The following is a 16,141-nucleotide window of genomic DNA, read 5'->3' as shown; positions in this document are numbered from 1 at the left end:
CCACTCGTTCGACGCGGGCGAACCCGATGCTGGCGCGCAGCCGGTGTGGCCGCCAACCGACGCCGTCCAACCCGGCGCCCGGTTGGCTCCTGCAGCCGCGCGGTGAGGCGGTCGGCCTCGTGCGGGCCGACGACGGCGAGACCCTCGCTGCGGACCCGGCCTCGCCGGCGGCCAGAGCTTGGACCGCCTGGGCGACGCGCCCGGCGTCCCGGCCGGTGAGGTAGACGGTGTCCTCAGTGGACAGGCTGCCAGCGGGTCTCTCGACCAGGGCGAGGCCGAGGTATTAGGTGGCGCCGGTGACGGGAGCGACCTTCGTGATCATGCGATTCCTTTCGCGAGCAGGGTTTCCGACAGGATCCAGAGGCGGTCGGCACTGTCGGGGTCGAGCGCGTAGCGGGCCACACCGTGCAGGGCCGGGGCTTCGCCGCGGCGGTCGATGGTTTCGGTCTCGTTGCAGTCAGCGAAGTAGCGGCCGCTGATTCCGACAAGCAGGGGTGAGGTGGCGAGCAGCACCGACGTCGCGGCGCCTTGTTCCGGCGTCTTGATGAGCTCGGGCGGAACCTGGCCGCTGCCGCGGCCGCCGGTGTGGCGCTGCAGGTTCGTGTAGATCGCGCCCGGCATCAGCGCGTTCGCAGTAATGCCGTCACGAGCCCAACGGCGCGTCACTTCGACGGCGAACAACACGTTCGCGGTCTTCGACTGGCCATAGGCCAGCCACGGGTCGTAACGCCGGAACGCGAAGTGAACGTCGTCGAAGACGACCGGCGACTGCATGTGCCCGGTGGAGCTGACCACCACGATGCGGGCGGCGCCGTCGGCGGCCAGTGCGCCGTGCAAGCCGGTCGCGAGGGCGAAGTGCCCGAGGTGGTTGGTGGCGAACTGCAACTCCCAGCCCCGCGGCGTGTACTGCTCGGGCGTGGCCATCACGCCCGCGTTGTTCACGAGGATGTGCAGCGGGCCGCTCCAGGAGCCGGTGAACGCGGCGACCGATGCCGGGTCGGCGAGGTCCAGCGGGGCGACGTGCAGCGCGCGGCTTCCGGTGGTGGCAGCGATGTCGGCGGCAGCACGCTGGCCGGCTTCGACGTCGCGGACGGCGAGAGTGACCTCGGCGCCGGTCGCGGCCAGGGCTCGGGCGGTCTCGGCGCCGAGGCCGGAGGAGGCGCCGGTCACCACGGCCCGCCGGCCGGTCAGGTCGATGCCCGTGGCGACTTCCGCGGCGGTGCTGCTGAATCCGAAAGGAGTCTTGATCAGGTCCATACCTCCACGCTAGGAGCATTCCTGCCATGACGGCAGCGAAGGAAACGCAAACCTGGTATGCAGTTGGCTCATGGCTTTCTCCGATGCGTCGCTGACCGCGCTGCGGGTGTTCCGCGAGGTCGCCGAGCGGGGCACGCTCACCGCGGCGGCGGCCGCGCTGGGCTACACCCAGTCCGCGGTCTCCCGGCAGATCGCGTCGCTGGAACGCGCGGCGGGAACGCCGTTGCTCGAACGGCGCCACGACGGCGTGCGGCTCACCTCGGCCGGGCAGCTCGTGGTGCGCCGCGCCGCCGACGTGATAAACCAGCTCGACGCCACCGCCCGCGAACTGGCCGGACTACCGGATGAGCAGGGCACGGTCCGGCTGGGGTGGATTCCGACCGCCGGTGCCGACCTGCTCCCCCGGACGTTGTCGGCCCTGCGACGGACACACCCGGCGATCACCGTGCTCAGCCGGGAAGGCCGTACCCCCGCGCTGATCCGCGCTCTGCGTGCCGGCACTGTCGAGCTGGCGCTGCTGGCCTCGGCGCCGCCGTTCCGACCGCCCGACGCCGAAACACCGGCGCTGGTCCTGCAGACGCTCACCGAGCGCAGCCTGCGCGTGGCCGTGTCCGAGAGCCACCCGCTTGCGCGCCGGGAGTACGTCGACGTCGCCGACCTGCGCGGCCAGCGCTGGATCGGCGGCTCGGGCGACGATCACGTGATGGGTGTGTGGCCCGGCCTGGACGAGCGGCCCGAGATCGCGCACACCGCCCGCGACTGGCTGGCGAAGCTGCACCTCGTCGCCGTTGGCTGCGGCATCACGACCGTGCCCGGTGCATTCGGATCCGTGGTGCCGCCGGGGGTGCGGGTGATGGCAGTCCGCGGCGGACCTGGAGAGCAGCGACGCGTCGTACTCGCCCGCCTTCCACGACCGCTCTCGGAACCGGCGGCCCGCGTCGCCGCCGCATTGCGCGCCGCCGCTCTGGACACAGACGCCTGATCGAGAGACAGCTGGCCGATCCCGGGCGTTCCGGACCGTGTCTCGTCGGTGACACCCTCGGTGTTGCAGGACATGGGGCCGGCGTTGGCGGGAGAGGTCATCAGGACCCGTTTCACCTGGGCGCGGGTCACTGCGCGCAGCACGCGCAGCGCGCCGTCGCGGGCGGGAACGATCAGCGCTTCGGGGCCATTGTCTCCTCCGTCGCCCAGTGGTCAGGCGACGTGCAGGACGAACTCGACACCGTCCATCGCGGCATCCCAGCCGTCGTCTTTCATCCAGGCCGGCGTGTGCGAAGCTCAACCGCCCGCCCTGATCACCTTCGGTGGACACGGCGTCGAGCACCGCCTGCTCTCGGGATGCCGAGCGGACCGTGGCGCGCACGTCGTAGCCGCACTGCAGGAGGGCGATGACCGCTCACCCGCCGACGTAGCCGGTTCCTTCTCCCGTGACCAGCACCTCGGTCAGGTCTTTCTCGCTCTCTCTGTCCCGGGCGGACCGGCGCGAGGTCGGCCCACCCGGGTTCTGTTATCGGCCGGCGGGGACCGGCTGGCGCTGCGACGTGTGCTGGGCGGTCCGGGCGGCCCGAGCGGTGAGAAGCCCGCTGCCGAGGACGACGTGGCCGACCATGATCGGATAGATCACGGCCCGCTCGAACAGACCGATGTTCCACGCCCAGCCGGTGAACACATCCGCCATGAAGACCGCGAACGCAACCAGACCGAAGACACCCAGCACGATGCTCGTGATCCGGCGGCCACGGCCCAAGCCGATCCGGCTCCCGGCGGCGCCGACGGTGATCGCCATGAGGTTCCCGGCCAGCATCACGCCTTGCGCACCGTAGGTGTGGAAGACGATCAGGCCGTTCGCGACGTTCGCGTTGGACCCCTGGAAGATCCCGACGCACGACACGCCGACACCGGCCAGGACCGCCAGCACGACGATCACGATCGGCCGCGGTCCTCCGCGCAGGTCGAAGGTGAGCAACGTGCCGACGATCAGCAGGATGCCGTAGAGCACCCAGCCGATGTCCATGACCGCCCCGAGCGGGGAGTTCCCGACCTGTCCGAACGCGACCTGGCTCGGGCCGGTCAGCCCGAGATGGCTGACCCAGTTGTAGAACAGCGAGTAGTGCGGCTCCTGCCAAGCCGCCGCCGTGACGAGTTCGGCCACCCACGACACCAGCGGACCGATGAAGAGCAGAACCGCTCCGACGCGGGCCGCAGCGCCGGAGCGCACGATCGGCGTCACTTCAGCGCCATTCCCGGCACACGGGCGCGGATCGCGTCCATGGTCGCCTCATCGGAGACGCCCTGCCAGTCGTACCGCGGCGTGTAGGGGGCGGTGAGCGCGCGGACGTCCTCGTCGGTGAGCTCGACGTCCAGTGAGGCGATGGCGTCGTCGATCTGCGTGGTCGAGCCGGCGCCGACCAGCGGGGCGGTGACGACCGGCTGGCGGTGCAGCCAGGCCAGCGCGATCGAGGCGCGGCTCACGCCGTGCTCGGCCGCGACCTTCCCGACCGCGTCGATGATGGCGTGGTTCGACGCCTCTTCGGTGGGCGAGTAGAGCATGTCGGCGTAGCCGCCGTCGGTCTCGGCGCGGGCGGTGGACTTGGCGTCGTCCCAGGCGCGGGCGAGGCGGCCGCGGGCCAGGGGGCTCCAGATGATCGTGCCGACGCCTTCGTCGAGGCACAGCGGGATCATCTCGCGTTCCTCCTCGCGGGCGAGCAGGTTGTAGTGGTCCTGCATGGACACGAACCGCGCCCAGCCGTGCTGCTTCTGCAGGTGCAGCGCCTTGGCGAACTCCCAGGCGAACATCGACGACGCGCCCAGGTACCGCACCTTTCCGGCCTTGACCAGGTCGTGCAGCGCTTCGAGGGTCTCCTCCAGCGGGGTGGCGTGGTCGTTGCGGTGCACCTGGTAGAGGTCGATGTAGTCGGTACCCAGCCGCCGCAGGGAGTGGTCGACCTCGGTCATGATCGCCTTGCGGGACAAGCCTTTTCCGTTGGGACCCGGGCGCATGGGGTGGCGCAGCTTGGTGGCGATCACGACGTCGTCGCGATCGGCGAAGTCCTTCAGCGCGCGGCCGAGGATCTCCTCGCTGGAGCCGTTGGAGTACATGTTCGCGGTGTCGAAGAAATTGATGCCGGCGTCGAGGGCGTGCTTGATCAGCGGACGGGCGTCCTCTTCACCGAGGGACCAGACGGGGTGGCCGCGGTCGGGCTCGCCGTAGGTCATCGCGCCGATCGCGATGGGCGAGACGTCCAGGCCGGTGGCTCCGAGTTTCACATAACGCATGGGAGATCTCCTGAGAGGCAGAACTCGCGGACGATCCTCCGCAAGTGCTCTCGAAACTAGCGGAGGATTGTCCGCGAGTCAACGAGGGGGCACTATGGAGTGATGACCGTCCAGCCGCCGACCACCTACGGCACGCAGCGCAAGGCCGCCGCGCGCAACCGCGTCGCGATCATCGAGGCCGCCCACGAACTGTTCGCGCAGAACCCGCTCGTGCCACTGAGCGAGGTCGCCAAACGCGCCGGCGTCGGCGCCGGAACGCTCTACCGCCACTTCCCCACCAGAGAAGACCTGATCCTCGCGGCCTACCAGCACGACATCGAACGCCTGACCACCACCGCCGACGACGCCCTCGAGCGACACTCGTCCGCGAAGGCCGCCTTCATCGAGTGGTTCGAGACCCTCTCCGCCTACATCCGCATCAAGCACGGCCTCGGTGACGCGTTGCACAGCGCCGCCGCCCAGGATGTGATCAGCGCCTCGTGGGCGCCGACCACCGCGGCGGTGAAGAAGCTCGTCGACGCCTGCGTGGCCGAAGGCACCATTGCCGCCGGGCACGATCCGGCGGACATCATCATGCTGATGAGCTTCCTGTGGCGGGTCGCGAACAACGACGACGGCGTGACCCAGGGACGACGCCTGATCGCTACCGTGTTCTCCGGTCTCGAACAAGCGCCCCCACCAGCGTGAACAGCCGGCGACCTGCAGCATGCACCATGTCGCAGCAATGAGGGACCTCTGTCACGGCAACAGTTTTCGCCGGCCATCGTTTCGTGAACCGCCACAGGCACGCGGATTCACCGGTTAGCGTGGTTTTCGGGTGATCGCGCCCGGATTCGAGCAGGAACGCCGCAGCGACAGCGCAAGAACCGGCACCATGAACGGTGATTGCGTCACGAGCGCCGGTGAGCGCTCAGTCCGTCGAGGATGAGGGCCAGCATGGACGCCGAGCGGTCTTCCGGTCCCGAGGCCGCCCGCCAGAGGGCGCCGGTGAGCTGCAGGAAGTCGCGCGGATCGGCGTCGGCGCGGATGGTGCCGTCGTGCTTGCCGGCGTCGAGCAGCTGCGTGATCGCGGCGATGACCGGACCGTAGGTCTGCTCGGCGATCACCTGGTGCGCGTCGGGACTGAGGGCGTCACCGAGACCGTGCTTCTTCCGCATGGCGGCCACCAGGTCGACGGTCCACTGCCGCAGCGCCTCCAGCGGCGGGTGCGTCGCCAGCAGCTGCGGCACCGACTCCATGAGCCGGTCGACTTCGTGCTGGTAGACGACCAGAACGAGAGCCTCCTTGGTCGGGAAGTTGCGGTACAGGGTGCCCGGTCCCACCCCGGCACGCTGTGCGATCTGGTTCATCGAGACCTCACCGTCCTCGGCGAAGGCTTCGCGGGCGACCTGCAGGATGCGAGCCCTGTTTTCGCGGGCGTCCGAGCGGACCACGGGACCTCCTTGCTATCCGGAGACGTCTCCGGTAGTTTATGTGGAGACCTCTCCAGAACCGTACAGGAGCACCACCCGGTGCACCAAGCCCGGAGCAACCCGAGCCGGTTCGAGAAATGCCACTCTCCCGAGACCTTGTGAGGTAATCCATGGCTCAAGTACTGGTCACCGGCGGCTCCGGCTACATCGGCAGCTTCTGCGTGCTCGCCCTGCTGGCCGACGGGCACACCGTCCGCACCACGGTGCGCGACCTGAAAAAGGAATCCGTGGTGCGCGAGATGCTGCGGGCCGGCGGAGCACCCGAAAACGCGAAGCTGACCGTGCTGCAGGCGGATCTGCAGCAGGACGGCGGCTGGCGCGAGGCGGTCGAGGGGTGCGACTACGTGCTGCACGTCGCCTCCCCCACGCTCACCAGCCTGTCCCAGAGCGACGACGACATGGTCGCGCCCGCCCGGGACGGCGTGCTGCGCGTGCTGCGGGCCGCGCGCGAAGCCGGGGTGAAACGGGTCGTGCTGACGTCGGCGTTCGGCGCGGTCGGGATGGGACACCCGGAGAAGTCGCGAGTGTTCACCGAGGAGGACTGGAGCAATGTGGACGGCGGGATCGCGCCGTACCAGAAGTCCAAGACCCTGGCGGAAAAAGCGGCGTGGGACTTCGTCGCCGAGCACGGCGGTGTCGAGCTGGCGGTCGTGAACCCCGTGGGTGTGTTCGGGCCGGTTCTGGGCCCCGACTACTCGCCCTCGCTCGGGCTGCTCCAGCGGATGCTGGACGGCGAACTGCCCGCGCTGCCGAAGTTCGCGATGGGGTACGTGGACGTACGCGACGTCGCGGACCTGCACCTGCGGGCGATGACCGATCCCACCGCGGCAGGCGAGCGGTTCCTCGCGATCTCCGGGCACAGCCTCTGGGTGCGCGACATCGCCGCGATCCTTCGCGACCGCCTCGGCGACCGCGCGTCGAAGGTCCCCACGCGCGAACTGCCGGTGTGGACCGCGCGCGCCCTCGCACGCGTCAACCCCGGCCTGCGCATCCTGCGCCCGCAGCTGGGCAAGAACTTCGACGCCACCTCGAAGAAGGCGCAGGACCTGCTGGGCTGGTCGCCGCGGCCGATCGAGGACACCATCGCCGACACCGCAGAGAGCTTGCTCGCCCTTCAAGGCGCGAGCGCCTGACGGCGACCACGACCGGCCTCGGCCCGAACCACGGCGACTCGACTGGTCCGCCGGGGTTCGAACGGTAGCTGACCTATTCGGTGAAGTCCGTGCCTCCGGCGGTGTGCTGCTGCGCCTCGACGTCGGCAAGGCACTCCGCCAGCGGCCTCGCGGGAAGCGGAACGAATCGCTGCCCAGCACGAGCTGCTTCGAGGCCGGCGACTGCCGGGCACTCGCGATGACGCGGTCGGCCATCTTGACCGGATCGCCGAGTGACGGCGGCTGTGGTCGCCCGCCCCGCCAGATGGCCACCCGCGCCTACCGTGGACGCAAGAGTGCGCGGCGAAGTAGCGATGGGCCCTGTCTCGACGATGTCGGGCAGTCAGCGGCGGGCAGAAATGCCGGCGAGCACTGCGTCCAAGCTGGGGAGCCACCGCTGCCGAGGGTCGGGCGCGATGAGCCATTCCGCCGCGGCGTCCCGGCGGGCTCGATCGGGCAAGGGCAGCAGCGCGCCCCACGCGAGCACCTCGGCGTCCTCGGGCAACTCCGATCGGGACGGGATGAGCCCGTCGACCTCGGCAAGCAGAGCCACGTGCGGGCCACGCCGCATCGGGATCACCAAGGCCGGCCCCGCGCAGCCGTTGGCAGCGAGACGGGCGATGACCGGTCCGGCGCTGAGCTTCGGCAGCGTCACGGCGCAGATGCCCCTCTCCAGCGCCAGGAAGGACTGGACGCCGCGTCTCCGCACAGACCAGCCGAAGAGCTGGTCGTAGCGCAGTTCGCACCGCTCGGGGACCGGATCCGGCCGGGTTCCGGATTCAGACGGCTGCACCTGCTGGTCGAGAGTCATCTCCGAGACCTTCCGTTCGGCGAGGGAGCACCTGTCATCCGTGCCGGTCCGAGCCCAGCCCAGCGACCCACTCCTCCGTGGTCGCGATCTCCGCGTGTGCCGGGAACACCGATCCCACCAGCACCTCGTGCACGTGGGAGTCGTGGTCATCGCAACCGTCGGACAGAACCACCAACCGATAGTCCAGATCGGCGGCCTGGCGCAGTGTCGACAGGACCACACCGGACGTGGAAACCCCCGCCAGCACCAGCGTGCCGACGTCACGAGAACGCAGCAACAGCTCCAGATCGCTGCCGGAGAACGCGCTCACCCGGCGCTTGGTCACCACGAAGTCAGCCGGATCGGGAGCCAGCCCCGGATGCACGTCTGTGTCCGGATTGGACTCGGTCATGTCCATCATGCCGGTCACGGCGGAGAAGATCTTGTTGCCCGCCGCGACGTCCGGGTAGCCGGGACGGAAGGCGATGCGGATGTGGATCACGTCGACGCCGGCCGCGCGGGCCGCGGCCGCGGCTCCGGCCAGGCGGGTCAGGAGCGCGTCGTCTCCGCCGAAGGCCGGGACGGTGAGGGGCTGCAGGTCCATCAGGAGCAGAGCGGTGCGGTCAGGCATCAGTCCTCCAAGGATTCGGCCCACGCGTGCAGCCGCTGCCACAGTCGGCCACGCCGGGGCGAGAAGTTGTGCATGTGGGCACAACGGGGGATTTCGGCGATCGTGATGTCACGGCTGGCCGGGTAGGCGGCCGCCTCGGCGCGGGCGTCGGCCAGGACGTCACGTTCGCCGGCGCCGACGAAGACCGGTACGTCGATCGATGCGGCTTGCTCGGCCACCACACCCGGAGCCAGACAGTCGGCCGCATAGGGCGGGAACGTGCGGCTGATCCACGGCGGAAGTGGATCGGCGGTGCGCACCGGGAAACCCGCGGACAGGTCCGCGGCCACCAGCTCGGGTGCCACATCGTCCCAGTGGTAGGCATAGCGCAGGTTCGCGAGGTCGTCGCTCAGCTCGCCGGCCCACGCCTCGGCCACCGAACGGCCACCGGCGGGGGCCAGTACCCGCGCGTCCGGCGTCGGGATCCGGGTGTGGATCGCGCTGAAGCCCAGCACGGCGATCGCCGAGAACGTGGCGAACCGGCTCTGCTGGTGGATCAGCTGCATCCCGCCCAGCGAGTGCCCGATGCCGACGGCCGGCCCGAGGCCCAGCTGTGCCCGGATCTGCGTGCACGCCAGGTGCGCGGCGTGCGCGCTCGCGTCGAGTCCGGCGAGCGCGTCGGGTACGGGCGTGCTGTCGCCGCTGCCGAGTGGGTCGCAGACGGCGAACACCCATCCGCGTGACGCGTGGTACTCGGCTTGCCCCGGCCCGTCCAGTGCCGGATGGGACAAGTCGTAGTAGCCGCGGGTGTAGCCGCCGCCCGGCACGGCGAAGGCGAAGACCTCCGCCGCGGACCCGCTGCGGTGGACCGTGACCGCCAGGGACGCTTCGGCTCCGACGGCCGCGCTGACGTCCACTCGGAGCTCGGTTCGGGTCACGCTCACGAGCGCACCGCCGCGGACTCATCCACGAAGGCGGCGGAGTCGGCAGTGCGGGGCCGCAGCAGGAGCGTGGTCACCGCCGCGATCGTTGCCGTGCCGGTCATGTAGCAGGCAACCGGCACCCAGCTGCCCGACGTGCCGAGCAGCCAGATCGCGATCAGCGGGGCGAACGCGCCGCCCAGCACGCCGCCGACGGCGACGCTGACACCGATCGCGCTGTAGCGCAGGTGAGCCGGGAACAGCTGGGGGTAGAACATGCCCTGCGTCCCGTAGTTGACGGCGAAACCACCCAGCAGGACCGCGAACCCGAGGAACAGCAGCACCGGATTGCCGGTGTCGAACAGCGGGAACCACACGAACGGCGCGACCGCCATCACCACGAGCCCCGCGCCGAAGATCACGCGCGGTCGCCCGGTGCGGTCGCCGAGCCAGCCGAAGAACGGCATCGCGACGACCAGCAATGCGCAGATCACCATCACGATCAGGGAGACCGTCGAGGCCGCCACGCCCGCCTTCGGTGCGTAGCTGAGCGAGAACACCGAGGCCACGTAGAAGAAGATGCTCTGCGGGATCGTCACCAGCACCACCCCGAGGAACCGCAGCGGGTGCCGCCGCACGACCTCCAGCGCGGGGTTGCGGCTCACGCGCCCGGCGGCTTTCACCGCGGCGAAGTCCGGGCTTTCCGCGAGCTTGGTGCGGATGTAGAGCCCGACGCCGACAAGCACCGCGCTGAACAGGAACGGCAGCCGCCAGCCCCACCGCAGGAACTGGTCCTCGGGCAGCAGGTTGACCAGGAAGAACGCGCCGTTGGCCAGGAGCAGGCCCACGACATTCCCGGTGCTGACCGCCCCGGTGAACAGGCCCGGCCGGCCGCCGCGCTCGGTGTGCTCGTAGGTGAGCAGGAACCCGCCTGTGGTCTCCCCCGCCACCGACAACCCCTGGACCAGGCGCAAGACCACCAGCAGGATCGGTGCGGCCACGCCGATCGCGCCGTAGCCGGGCAGCAGGCCGACCAGGGTGGTCGCCCCGCCCATGCCGACCAGGGTCAGGATCAGCACGGCCCGGCGACCGATGCGGTCGCCGAAGTGGCCGAACAGCCAGCCGCCGACGGGGCGGGCGAGGAACGCCACCGCGAAAGTGGACAGCGCCAGCAGGGTCCCGGCCAGCGGGTCGGCCGAGGGGAAGAACAGCTTGCCGAACACCAGCGACGCCGACAGGCCGTAGATGAAGAACTCGTAGTACTCGATGGAGCCGCCGATGAGGCTGGCGAGGGCGACCCGCCGTTCGTGCGCCGACGTCATGCAGACCTCCTGGGGTGCGTGCCGGTGGGGTGCGGATCAGGCGGCGACGAGGCGGCCGCGGACGCCGTCCGCGGTTGTGGCCGTCTCGACCCGGGCGCCGAACGGCTTGGACAGCTCGTCGAGCCGGGCGAGGATCTCCCGTCCGGCGGCCGCGCCGGCGAGGACGGGCAGGCCCCGGCGGCTGCGCGGCAGTCCGAAGCCCAGCGTGACCGGCACGAGTTCCGTGGCGAGCAGGTCGCCCGAGCCGGAGAACTCGAACCGAGGCACCACGGTCTCCCAGAACCGCTGGTGCGTGGCGTAGCCGGTGATGCGGTCGTAGAGGTCGGCCGTGGTGGAGCCGGGCGGCATCCCGACCTGCTCGTAGACCTCGACCGGGAACGAGGCGATGGTCTCGAGGGAGAACAGGAAGTTACCCAGCGAATAGCAGATCGGCCGGTCGCGGTAGAGCTCCATGCCGCGCAGCTGGTGCGGGCCGGAGCCGAGCACGGCGTGCGCGCCGGCGTCGACGAGCGCGTGGGCCAGCGGTCGCAGGAACTCCGCGGGCACGTCGTTGTTCCAGCGCCCGTCGACGCCTTCGTGGCAGTGCAGCGCCACGAACACCAAATCGGCTTGGCGGCGGGCCTCCTCGACCGAGGCGACGAGGGCGTCCACGTCACGCTGCAGCGCCGTGGTGCGCACCGCAGACTCCTTATCCGGTACGAAGTGGACACCCTCCACGGCGAACCCGCCCGGCGGCGGTCCGTCCCAGATGTTGCGGTCGGGGTAGGGCAGGAACACCCCGGGGGCGGTGGTACCGGTGGCCTGGACGTCCTGGCCGGTCTCGGCGAGGATCTCCCGCAGCTGCTCGAACCGCTCCCGCCGGATGTGGTGGGTCTTCTGCACCCGCACCGGCGCGATGCCGGGGCGGCCCAGATCGCCCTCCCCCGGGTCGGCCGCGACCGACAGGCGGGCGTTGCTCGAGCCCGCCGACACCAGCGCCACGCGAGCGTTGCGGGTCTGGAAGTACGCCGGTCGCCGGGCCTCTCGCAGGGTGTGGCCGGCGCCGGCGAAGGTCATCCCGCGTTCGCGCAGCTTCGCCAGCGACGCGGCCAGGCCGTCGGTCCCGTAGTCGGTGGCGTGGTTGTTGGCCATGCCGTAGAGGTCGAACCCGAACCACGTGAACTCCTCCAGCAGCGCGGGGTCCACGCCCAGGTGCGTGCCGTGGTAGGTCGCGCCCGGGTGCCGGTTCGCGCCGGGGAACACCATCTCGAGGTTGGTGAAGGCCACGTCGGCCTCGCGGACGAGGTCCACGACGCCGGCGAAGTCCTCGTTCTCGATCGGTGAGATCCGGTGGGTGAGGATCGAGTCCCCGGTCGCGACCAGAATAGTGCTGTCCACTGTGGAGCTTCCTCCGTGTCGGGGTGGGTGACCGGTCCGCTCAGGCCGCGGACCAGTCCTGGCTGAACTGGGTGGCGACGACCTGCTCGTAGGAGACCTGCCCGGTCTCCACGCCGGCGCCTCGGTAGATCTTCATCGCCGAGTCGAAGGTCGGCCGGCTGATCTCCGCCCGGAAGTGGCTTCGGGAGGCGGAGTAGATGCTCTCGATTTGCTGCGGCGACAGCTCCGGGTACAGGCCTTTCAGCACCGGTAGCGCGGTGTCGGATTTCTCGCGCAGCACCGTGTCCGCGCGGGCGACGGCGCGCACCAGCGACCTGGCGATGTCCGGGTTGGACTTGATCCAGGCGCTGGTGGCCTGCAGCGTCGAGGTCGGCAGCTGCGAGTAGTTCTGCTCGGCCTTGCTGGTGCGCAGGTCGAACACGACCTTGCCGGCGCCGGAGCCGGTGATCCGGGTGAGATCGGGCTCGTAGGAGATCAGCGCGTCGACGGCGCCGGACTGCAGCGCGGCGGTCGCGGCCGCACCGGTACCGACGGCGATGATCGAGACGTCGTGTTCGGGGTCGAGGCCGTATTCGGTGAACAGGCCGCGCGCGATCAGGTCGCCGGTGGAGCCGGAGGAAGCGACGCCGAACTTGTGGCCTTTCACCGCCCGCACGAACGCCGCCGGGTCGTCCGCCGGCACGGCCGGGAAGTTCTTGCCGCCGACGAAGGCGTAGATGGTGGCCATCTCCATGCCGACCAGGCTTTGCACGGCCTGGCCTTTGGCGGTGAGCTCGATGGGCGTGTCGAACCCGGTGGTGGCGCCGTCGACGCTGCGGCCGAGCATCGCCTGCACCGACGCGTCGCCGCTGGTGGTGGGGACGATGGTGACGTCGAGTCCCTCGTCCTTGAAGAAGCCGAGCTTGTCGGCCACGTACACGGGGCTGAAGGTGAGCAGGTTGATCGCGGCGATCTTGACGTTCTTCGGGTCGCCGGATTGGGGGCGGCCCGCGCACGCGGTCAGGCCGGTCAGGGTGAGCAGGGCCGCGATGATCGCGGCGGCTCTTCGCACGGTGCTCCGTTGCACGGTGGTTCCTTTCGGAAAGCGAGGATCAGGAAGCGGAAGGCTGGTTTCCCCAGCCGGCGAGGGTGCGTTCCAGCACCCGGACGAGCTGGTCGAGGATCATCCCGAGCAGCGCGACGACGATCAGGTAGGCGAACACGCCGGTGGTGTCGAACAGCCCGGAGGCGCGGGCCATGCGCAGGCCCAGGCCGTGCTCGGCGATGATCAGCTCGCCGACGACGGCGCCGATGAGCGCGAAGCCCAGACCTACCCGGGTGCCCGACAGCAGCCAGGGCACTGAGGCGGGCAGGCTCACCTTGCGGAAGACGAACCAGTCGCCGCCGCCCATCATGCGCACCTGGCTGATCAGCCGCTTGTCGACTGTGGACAGACCGGCGTAGGTGTTGAGCAGCATGATGAAGAACGACAGGGAGACCACGAGCGCGATCTTGCTGGCCGCGCCGATGCCGAACCAGATGGTGAACAGCGGCGCCAGCGCGAGCCGCGGCGTGCTGTAGAGCGCGAGCACGAACGGGTCGACGACCTTCTGCAGCAACGGGATCCGGTAGAGCAGGCAGGCGCCGGCGATGCCGGCGACCGCGCTGATCGCGAAGCCGACGATCACGTTCTGCAGTGTGAAGGCCATGTCGGCGTACAGCTGACCGGTTCCCAGCAGTTCGCCGAGGCGTTTGAGCATCGCGGTCGGTTCACTGACGAAGAAGGGGTCGACCAGGCCCAGCTCGACGGCCGCTTGCCAGAGGGCGAGCACGGCCACGAGCAGCAGGAGACGCAGCCCGAACAGCCGCAGCGACGCCCTCACGGGACGCAGACGGGGACGCGTAGCGGCGTCGGAAGTCCTGGTGGCGACGGCGCTCATCGCAGGTCCTCCGGCGACATCAGGCGGTGCAGCAGCACGTCGTAGAGCTCCCGGTAGTCCGGGCGCTTCATGACCTGCGAGAGGTCGCCGCGCGGGCGGTCGATACCGACCTGCTCGTCGAACACGATGCGGCCAGGGCGGGAGCCGAACACCAGGATCCGGTCGCTGAGCAGGATCGCCTCGCCCGGGTCGTGGGTCACGAACAACACAGTGCGGGGCGCGAGGTCCCAGACCCGCAGCAGTTCTTGCTGCATCACGATCTTGGTCAGGGCGTCGAGAGCGCCGAAAGGTTCGTCCATGAGGATGAGATCGGGGTCCTGGGCGAGCAGGCGCGCGAACTGGACGCGCTTGCGCATGCCACCCGACAGCTCGCCGGGGCGGCGACGGGAGAAGCCGGACAGGCCCACCAGCTCCAGCAGGCGCTCGGCTTCGGCAACGTCGGGCTTACCGGCGGCACGCATCGGCAGCAGGACGTTGTCCAGTGCGCTGGTCCACGGCAGGAGGGTGTCCTCCTGGAACATGTAGCCGGCGTGGCGGTTGAGCCCGTCCAGCTGCTGTCCGCCGACGGTGATGGTGCCGCCCGAGGTCGGGACGAGACCGGCGACGGCGTTGAGGAACGTGGATTTGCCGCAGCCGCTGGGGCCGAGCAGGGAGACGAACTGTCCGGGTGGGACGGTCACCGTGACCCCGTCGAGCACGCGCAGGGTCGAGCCGTCAGGGCTGGGGAAGTCGACCCGCACGCCCTCGGCGACGACGCCGGCTCCGGCCGTGCTGTGTGGTGCGGTGCCCGTGATACCCGCGGGTTCGGTATCTGTGGCTTCTGAGGCGGAAGGAAGCACCGTCACTCCTCTCTGAGTGATCCGGTTCAGGCTATCCGGTTCATTGGGCGCATGATTGACCTAATAGAAGCACGTGCTCCCGGTCACGTCAACACAATCCGCCCAGCTCACCGGCCGTGCTCAGGCGACTGCACCTCGACGCGGAAGTGCTTGTGCGGACACGAAAAAAGCCGGCCGCCACACGGGTGAGAGGTCCGCGGGACGGCCGGCCAGTCGCCGGTGTCAGCTCTTCTCGGTGAAGTAGAGCGCGCTGCCGTAGCTGGGCCCGTCCACCCGGTAGGTCTCACCTCGGTAGGTGATCTCACCGGAGGCGTGCCCGGCGCCGTAGATCCCCGCCCACTCCGCGCGCGGGTCCGGGTCGTCGAAGTAGTTGCGCAGCTTCAGCCGGTGCGGGCTGCGCACGACGTCGATGGACGCTTTCCCCCCGTCGCCCTCGGCGGTGAGCCGGTAGCGCATCGGGTGGTCGATGTCCTCGAAACCGGGCAGTTTCGCGGTCTCCTGGATGTCGACGTCGACCTCCCCGAAGTCCACCATGGACTCACCGTCCACGGTGAAGGTGAGGGTCTGCAGCTGGATGCTGCCGTCCTTCTTCCACACCTTGTAGAACAGCGGAATCGCGAACGAGGGATCGGGGCCGGGCTTGACCACGCTCTCCCACAGGCCGCGGTCGATGCCGGGCGACCAGAACCGGCCACGGCGTCGCTCGAGATAACCCGCGCCGCCGACCTTTGTGGTCTTTCCGCGCAGGGTCAGCTCGCCGGTCACGGTGAAGCGGGGAACGTAGTGCCAGGTGATGCCGCGCAGCTTCGGCAGAGCCTCGTAGGAGGCGATGTCGGCGGTCATCCGCACGGTCAGCGACACCGGCTGCCCGTCGTGCGTGCCTTCGACGTGGATCTCGTAGTCCGGGTAGCTGCCGCGGATGTACTGCGAGCCGAACTGCACGTCCACCCCGGAGCGTGCGGTCTTGAACGTCCCGAGCGGCTGGTACAGCTCGGTCAGGTCGATGATCTCGTCCTTGGTGTGCAAGGAGCAGATCCAGGCCTCGTCGAGGGAGCCGAGGGCGGGCCAGAAGTACAGGGCGGTCTCGTTGCCCTCGTCGTCGACGAGGTCGGTGTGGGCGCACCACCACTGCATCTTGGGGCTGTAGTAGGTGCCCTCCAGCTCCTTGGTCAGCTCGGCGGGTTCCAGGATGGCCATACTGCTTCCTT

The 16,141-nt window shown here is 69.7% G+C and carries 16 protein-coding genes; 3 read left to right on the top strand and 13 right to left on the bottom strand.

Translation table 11 applies throughout. The features are described 5' to 3' along the window. Nucleotides 1-318: 318 nt before the first annotated feature. On the bottom strand, nt 319-1,257 hold the full coding sequence (locus ABFJ78_RS18680) for an SDR family NAD(P)-dependent oxidoreductase (protein WP_436387607.1): 939 nt from the start codon (nt 1,255-1,257) through the stop codon (nt 319-321). A gap of 70 nt (nt 1,258-1,327) precedes the next feature. On the opposite strand from ABFJ78_RS18680, the gene ABFJ78_RS18675 reads away from it, so the two are divergent. Then, nucleotides 1,328-2,239 carry a LysR family transcriptional regulator gene (locus ABFJ78_RS18675; protein WP_436387606.1) on the top strand — a complete coding sequence of 304 codons (912 nt, stop codon included), beginning with the start codon at nt 1,328-1,330 and terminating at the stop codon, nt 2,237-2,239. Between the two features lie 525 nt (nt 2,240-2,764). On the opposite strand, the gene ABFJ78_RS18670 is transcribed toward ABFJ78_RS18675, so the two are convergent. Beyond that, the gene (locus tag ABFJ78_RS18670; RefSeq protein WP_436387605.1) at nt 2,765-3,487 is read right to left on the bottom strand and encodes a DUF998 domain-containing protein; all 723 of its coding nucleotides are present in this window, start codon (nt 3,485-3,487) and stop codon (nt 2,765-2,767) included. Then, entirely contained in the window at nt 3,484-4,533 is a 1,050-nt protein-coding gene (locus ABFJ78_RS18665; RefSeq protein WP_436387604.1) for an aldo/keto reductase, read from the bottom strand. Before ABFJ78_RS18665 ends, ABFJ78_RS18670 begins: the two co-directional genes overlap by 4 nt. 102 nt (nt 4,534-4,635) lie before the next feature. On the opposite strand from ABFJ78_RS18665, the gene ABFJ78_RS18660 reads away from it, so the two are divergent. Further along, nucleotides 4,636-5,220 carry a TetR/AcrR family transcriptional regulator gene (locus tag ABFJ78_RS18660; RefSeq protein WP_436387603.1) on the top strand — a complete coding sequence of 195 codons (585 nt, stop codon included), beginning with the start codon at nt 4,636-4,638 and terminating at the stop codon, nt 5,218-5,220. Nucleotides 5,221-5,423: 203 nt separating this feature from the next. On the opposite strand, the gene ABFJ78_RS18655 is transcribed toward ABFJ78_RS18660, so the two are convergent. After that, entirely contained in the window at nt 5,424-5,966 is a 543-nt protein-coding gene (locus ABFJ78_RS18655; protein ID WP_436387602.1) for a TetR/AcrR family transcriptional regulator, read from the bottom strand. Between the two features lie 149 nt (nt 5,967-6,115). Here ABFJ78_RS18655 and ABFJ78_RS18650 point away from each other — a divergent pair, with 149 nt between their 5' ends. Continuing rightward, entirely contained in the window at nt 6,116-7,138 is a 1,023-nt protein-coding gene (locus ABFJ78_RS18650) for an SDR family oxidoreductase (protein ID WP_436387601.1), read from the top strand. A gap of 361 nt (nt 7,139-7,499) precedes the next feature. On the opposite strand, the gene ABFJ78_RS18645 is transcribed toward ABFJ78_RS18650, so the two are convergent. The 9 genes from ABFJ78_RS18645 to ABFJ78_RS18605 all read right to left on the bottom strand — a co-directional run bounded on the left by ABFJ78_RS18645 (nt 7,500) and on the right by ABFJ78_RS18605 (nt 16,130). Beyond that, a complete protein-coding gene (locus tag ABFJ78_RS18645; RefSeq protein ID WP_436387600.1) occupies nt 7,500-7,967 on the bottom strand; it encodes a glycogen operon protein GlgX in 468 nt (155 codons plus the stop codon). Between the two features lie 34 nt (nt 7,968-8,001). Then, a complete protein-coding gene (locus tag ABFJ78_RS18640; RefSeq protein WP_436387599.1) occupies nt 8,002-8,577 on the bottom strand; it encodes a cysteine hydrolase family protein in 576 nt (191 codons plus the stop codon). Beyond that, a complete protein-coding gene (locus tag ABFJ78_RS18635; RefSeq protein WP_436387598.1) occupies nt 8,577-9,500 on the bottom strand; it encodes a hypothetical protein in 924 nt (307 codons plus the stop codon). Before ABFJ78_RS18635 ends, ABFJ78_RS18640 begins: the two co-directional genes overlap by 1 nt. Beyond that, nucleotides 9,497-10,798 (bottom strand): MFS transporter, encoded by a 1,302-nt coding sequence (locus ABFJ78_RS18630; protein WP_436387597.1) that lies wholly within the window; start codon nt 10,796-10,798, stop codon nt 9,497-9,499. The genes ABFJ78_RS18635 and ABFJ78_RS18630 overlap by 4 nt, the downstream gene beginning before the upstream one ends. A gap of 36 nt (nt 10,799-10,834) precedes the next feature. Beyond that, a complete protein-coding gene (locus ABFJ78_RS18625; RefSeq protein ID WP_436387596.1) occupies nt 10,835-12,175 on the bottom strand; it encodes a CapA family protein in 1,341 nt (446 codons plus the stop codon). A gap of 40 nt (nt 12,176-12,215) precedes the next feature. Further along, nucleotides 12,216-13,241, bottom strand: a complete 1,026-nt coding sequence (locus ABFJ78_RS18620) for an ABC transporter substrate-binding protein (protein ID WP_436387595.1) — start codon at nt 13,239-13,241, stop codon at nt 12,216-12,218. Between the two features lie 25 nt (nt 13,242-13,266). Beyond that, a complete protein-coding gene (locus ABFJ78_RS18615; protein WP_436387594.1) occupies nt 13,267-14,094 on the bottom strand; it encodes an ABC transporter permease in 828 nt (275 codons plus the stop codon). Then, on the bottom strand, nt 14,091-14,933 hold the full coding sequence (locus ABFJ78_RS18610; RefSeq protein WP_436387593.1) for an ABC transporter ATP-binding protein: 843 nt from the start codon (nt 14,931-14,933) through the stop codon (nt 14,091-14,093). Before ABFJ78_RS18610 ends, ABFJ78_RS18615 begins: the two co-directional genes overlap by 4 nt. A 222-nt stretch (nt 14,934-15,155) precedes the next feature. After that, on the bottom strand, nt 15,156-16,130 hold the full coding sequence (locus ABFJ78_RS18605) for a hypothetical protein (RefSeq protein ID WP_436387592.1): 975 nt from the start codon (nt 16,128-16,130) through the stop codon (nt 15,156-15,158). Nucleotides 16,131-16,141 lie beyond the last annotated feature (11 nt).

Origin of the sequence: Amycolatopsis sp. MEPSY49, from assembly GCF_051337345.1 — a bacterium.
Taxonomy (GTDB): Bacteria; Actinomycetota; Actinomycetes; order Mycobacteriales; family Pseudonocardiaceae; genus Amycolatopsis.
The sequence above is the reverse complement of the archived record's forward strand: the minus strand, read 5'-3'. Positions and strand labels throughout refer to the sequence as shown.

Excerpts from the sequence above, each read along its gene's own strand:
- ABFJ78_RS18680 (WP_436387607.1), bottom strand. The coding sequence starts at position 1,257 with ATGGACCTGATCAAGACTCCTTTCGGATTCAGCAGCACCGCCGCGGAA.
- ABFJ78_RS18675 (WP_436387606.1), top strand. The coding sequence starts at position 1,328 with ATGGCTTTCTCCGATGCGTCGCTGACCGCGCTGCGGGTGTTCCGCGAG.
- ABFJ78_RS18665 (WP_436387604.1), bottom strand. The coding sequence starts at position 4,533 with ATGCGTTATGTGAAACTCGGAGCCACCGGCCTGGACGTCTCGCCCATC.
- ABFJ78_RS18660 (WP_436387603.1), top strand. The coding sequence starts at position 4,636 with ATGACCGTCCAGCCGCCGACCACCTACGGCACGCAGCGCAAGGCCGCC.
- ABFJ78_RS18650 (WP_436387601.1), top strand. The coding sequence starts at position 6,116 with ATGGCTCAAGTACTGGTCACCGGCGGCTCCGGCTACATCGGCAGCTTC.
- ABFJ78_RS18645 (WP_436387600.1), bottom strand. The coding sequence starts at position 7,967 with ATGACTCTCGACCAGCAGGTGCAGCCGTCTGAATCCGGAACCCGGCCG.
- ABFJ78_RS18640 (WP_436387599.1), bottom strand. The coding sequence starts at position 8,577 with ATGCCTGACCGCACCGCTCTGCTCCTGATGGACCTGCAGCCCCTCACC.
- ABFJ78_RS18630 (WP_436387597.1), bottom strand. The coding sequence starts at position 10,798 with ATGACGTCGGCGCACGAACGGCGGGTCGCCCTCGCCAGCCTCATCGGC.
- ABFJ78_RS18615 (WP_436387594.1), bottom strand. The coding sequence starts at position 14,094 with ATGAGCGCCGTCGCCACCAGGACTTCCGACGCCGCTACGCGTCCCCGT.
- ABFJ78_RS18605 (WP_436387592.1), bottom strand. The coding sequence starts at position 16,130 with ATGGCCATCCTGGAACCCGCCGAGCTGACCAAGGAGCTGGAGGGCACC.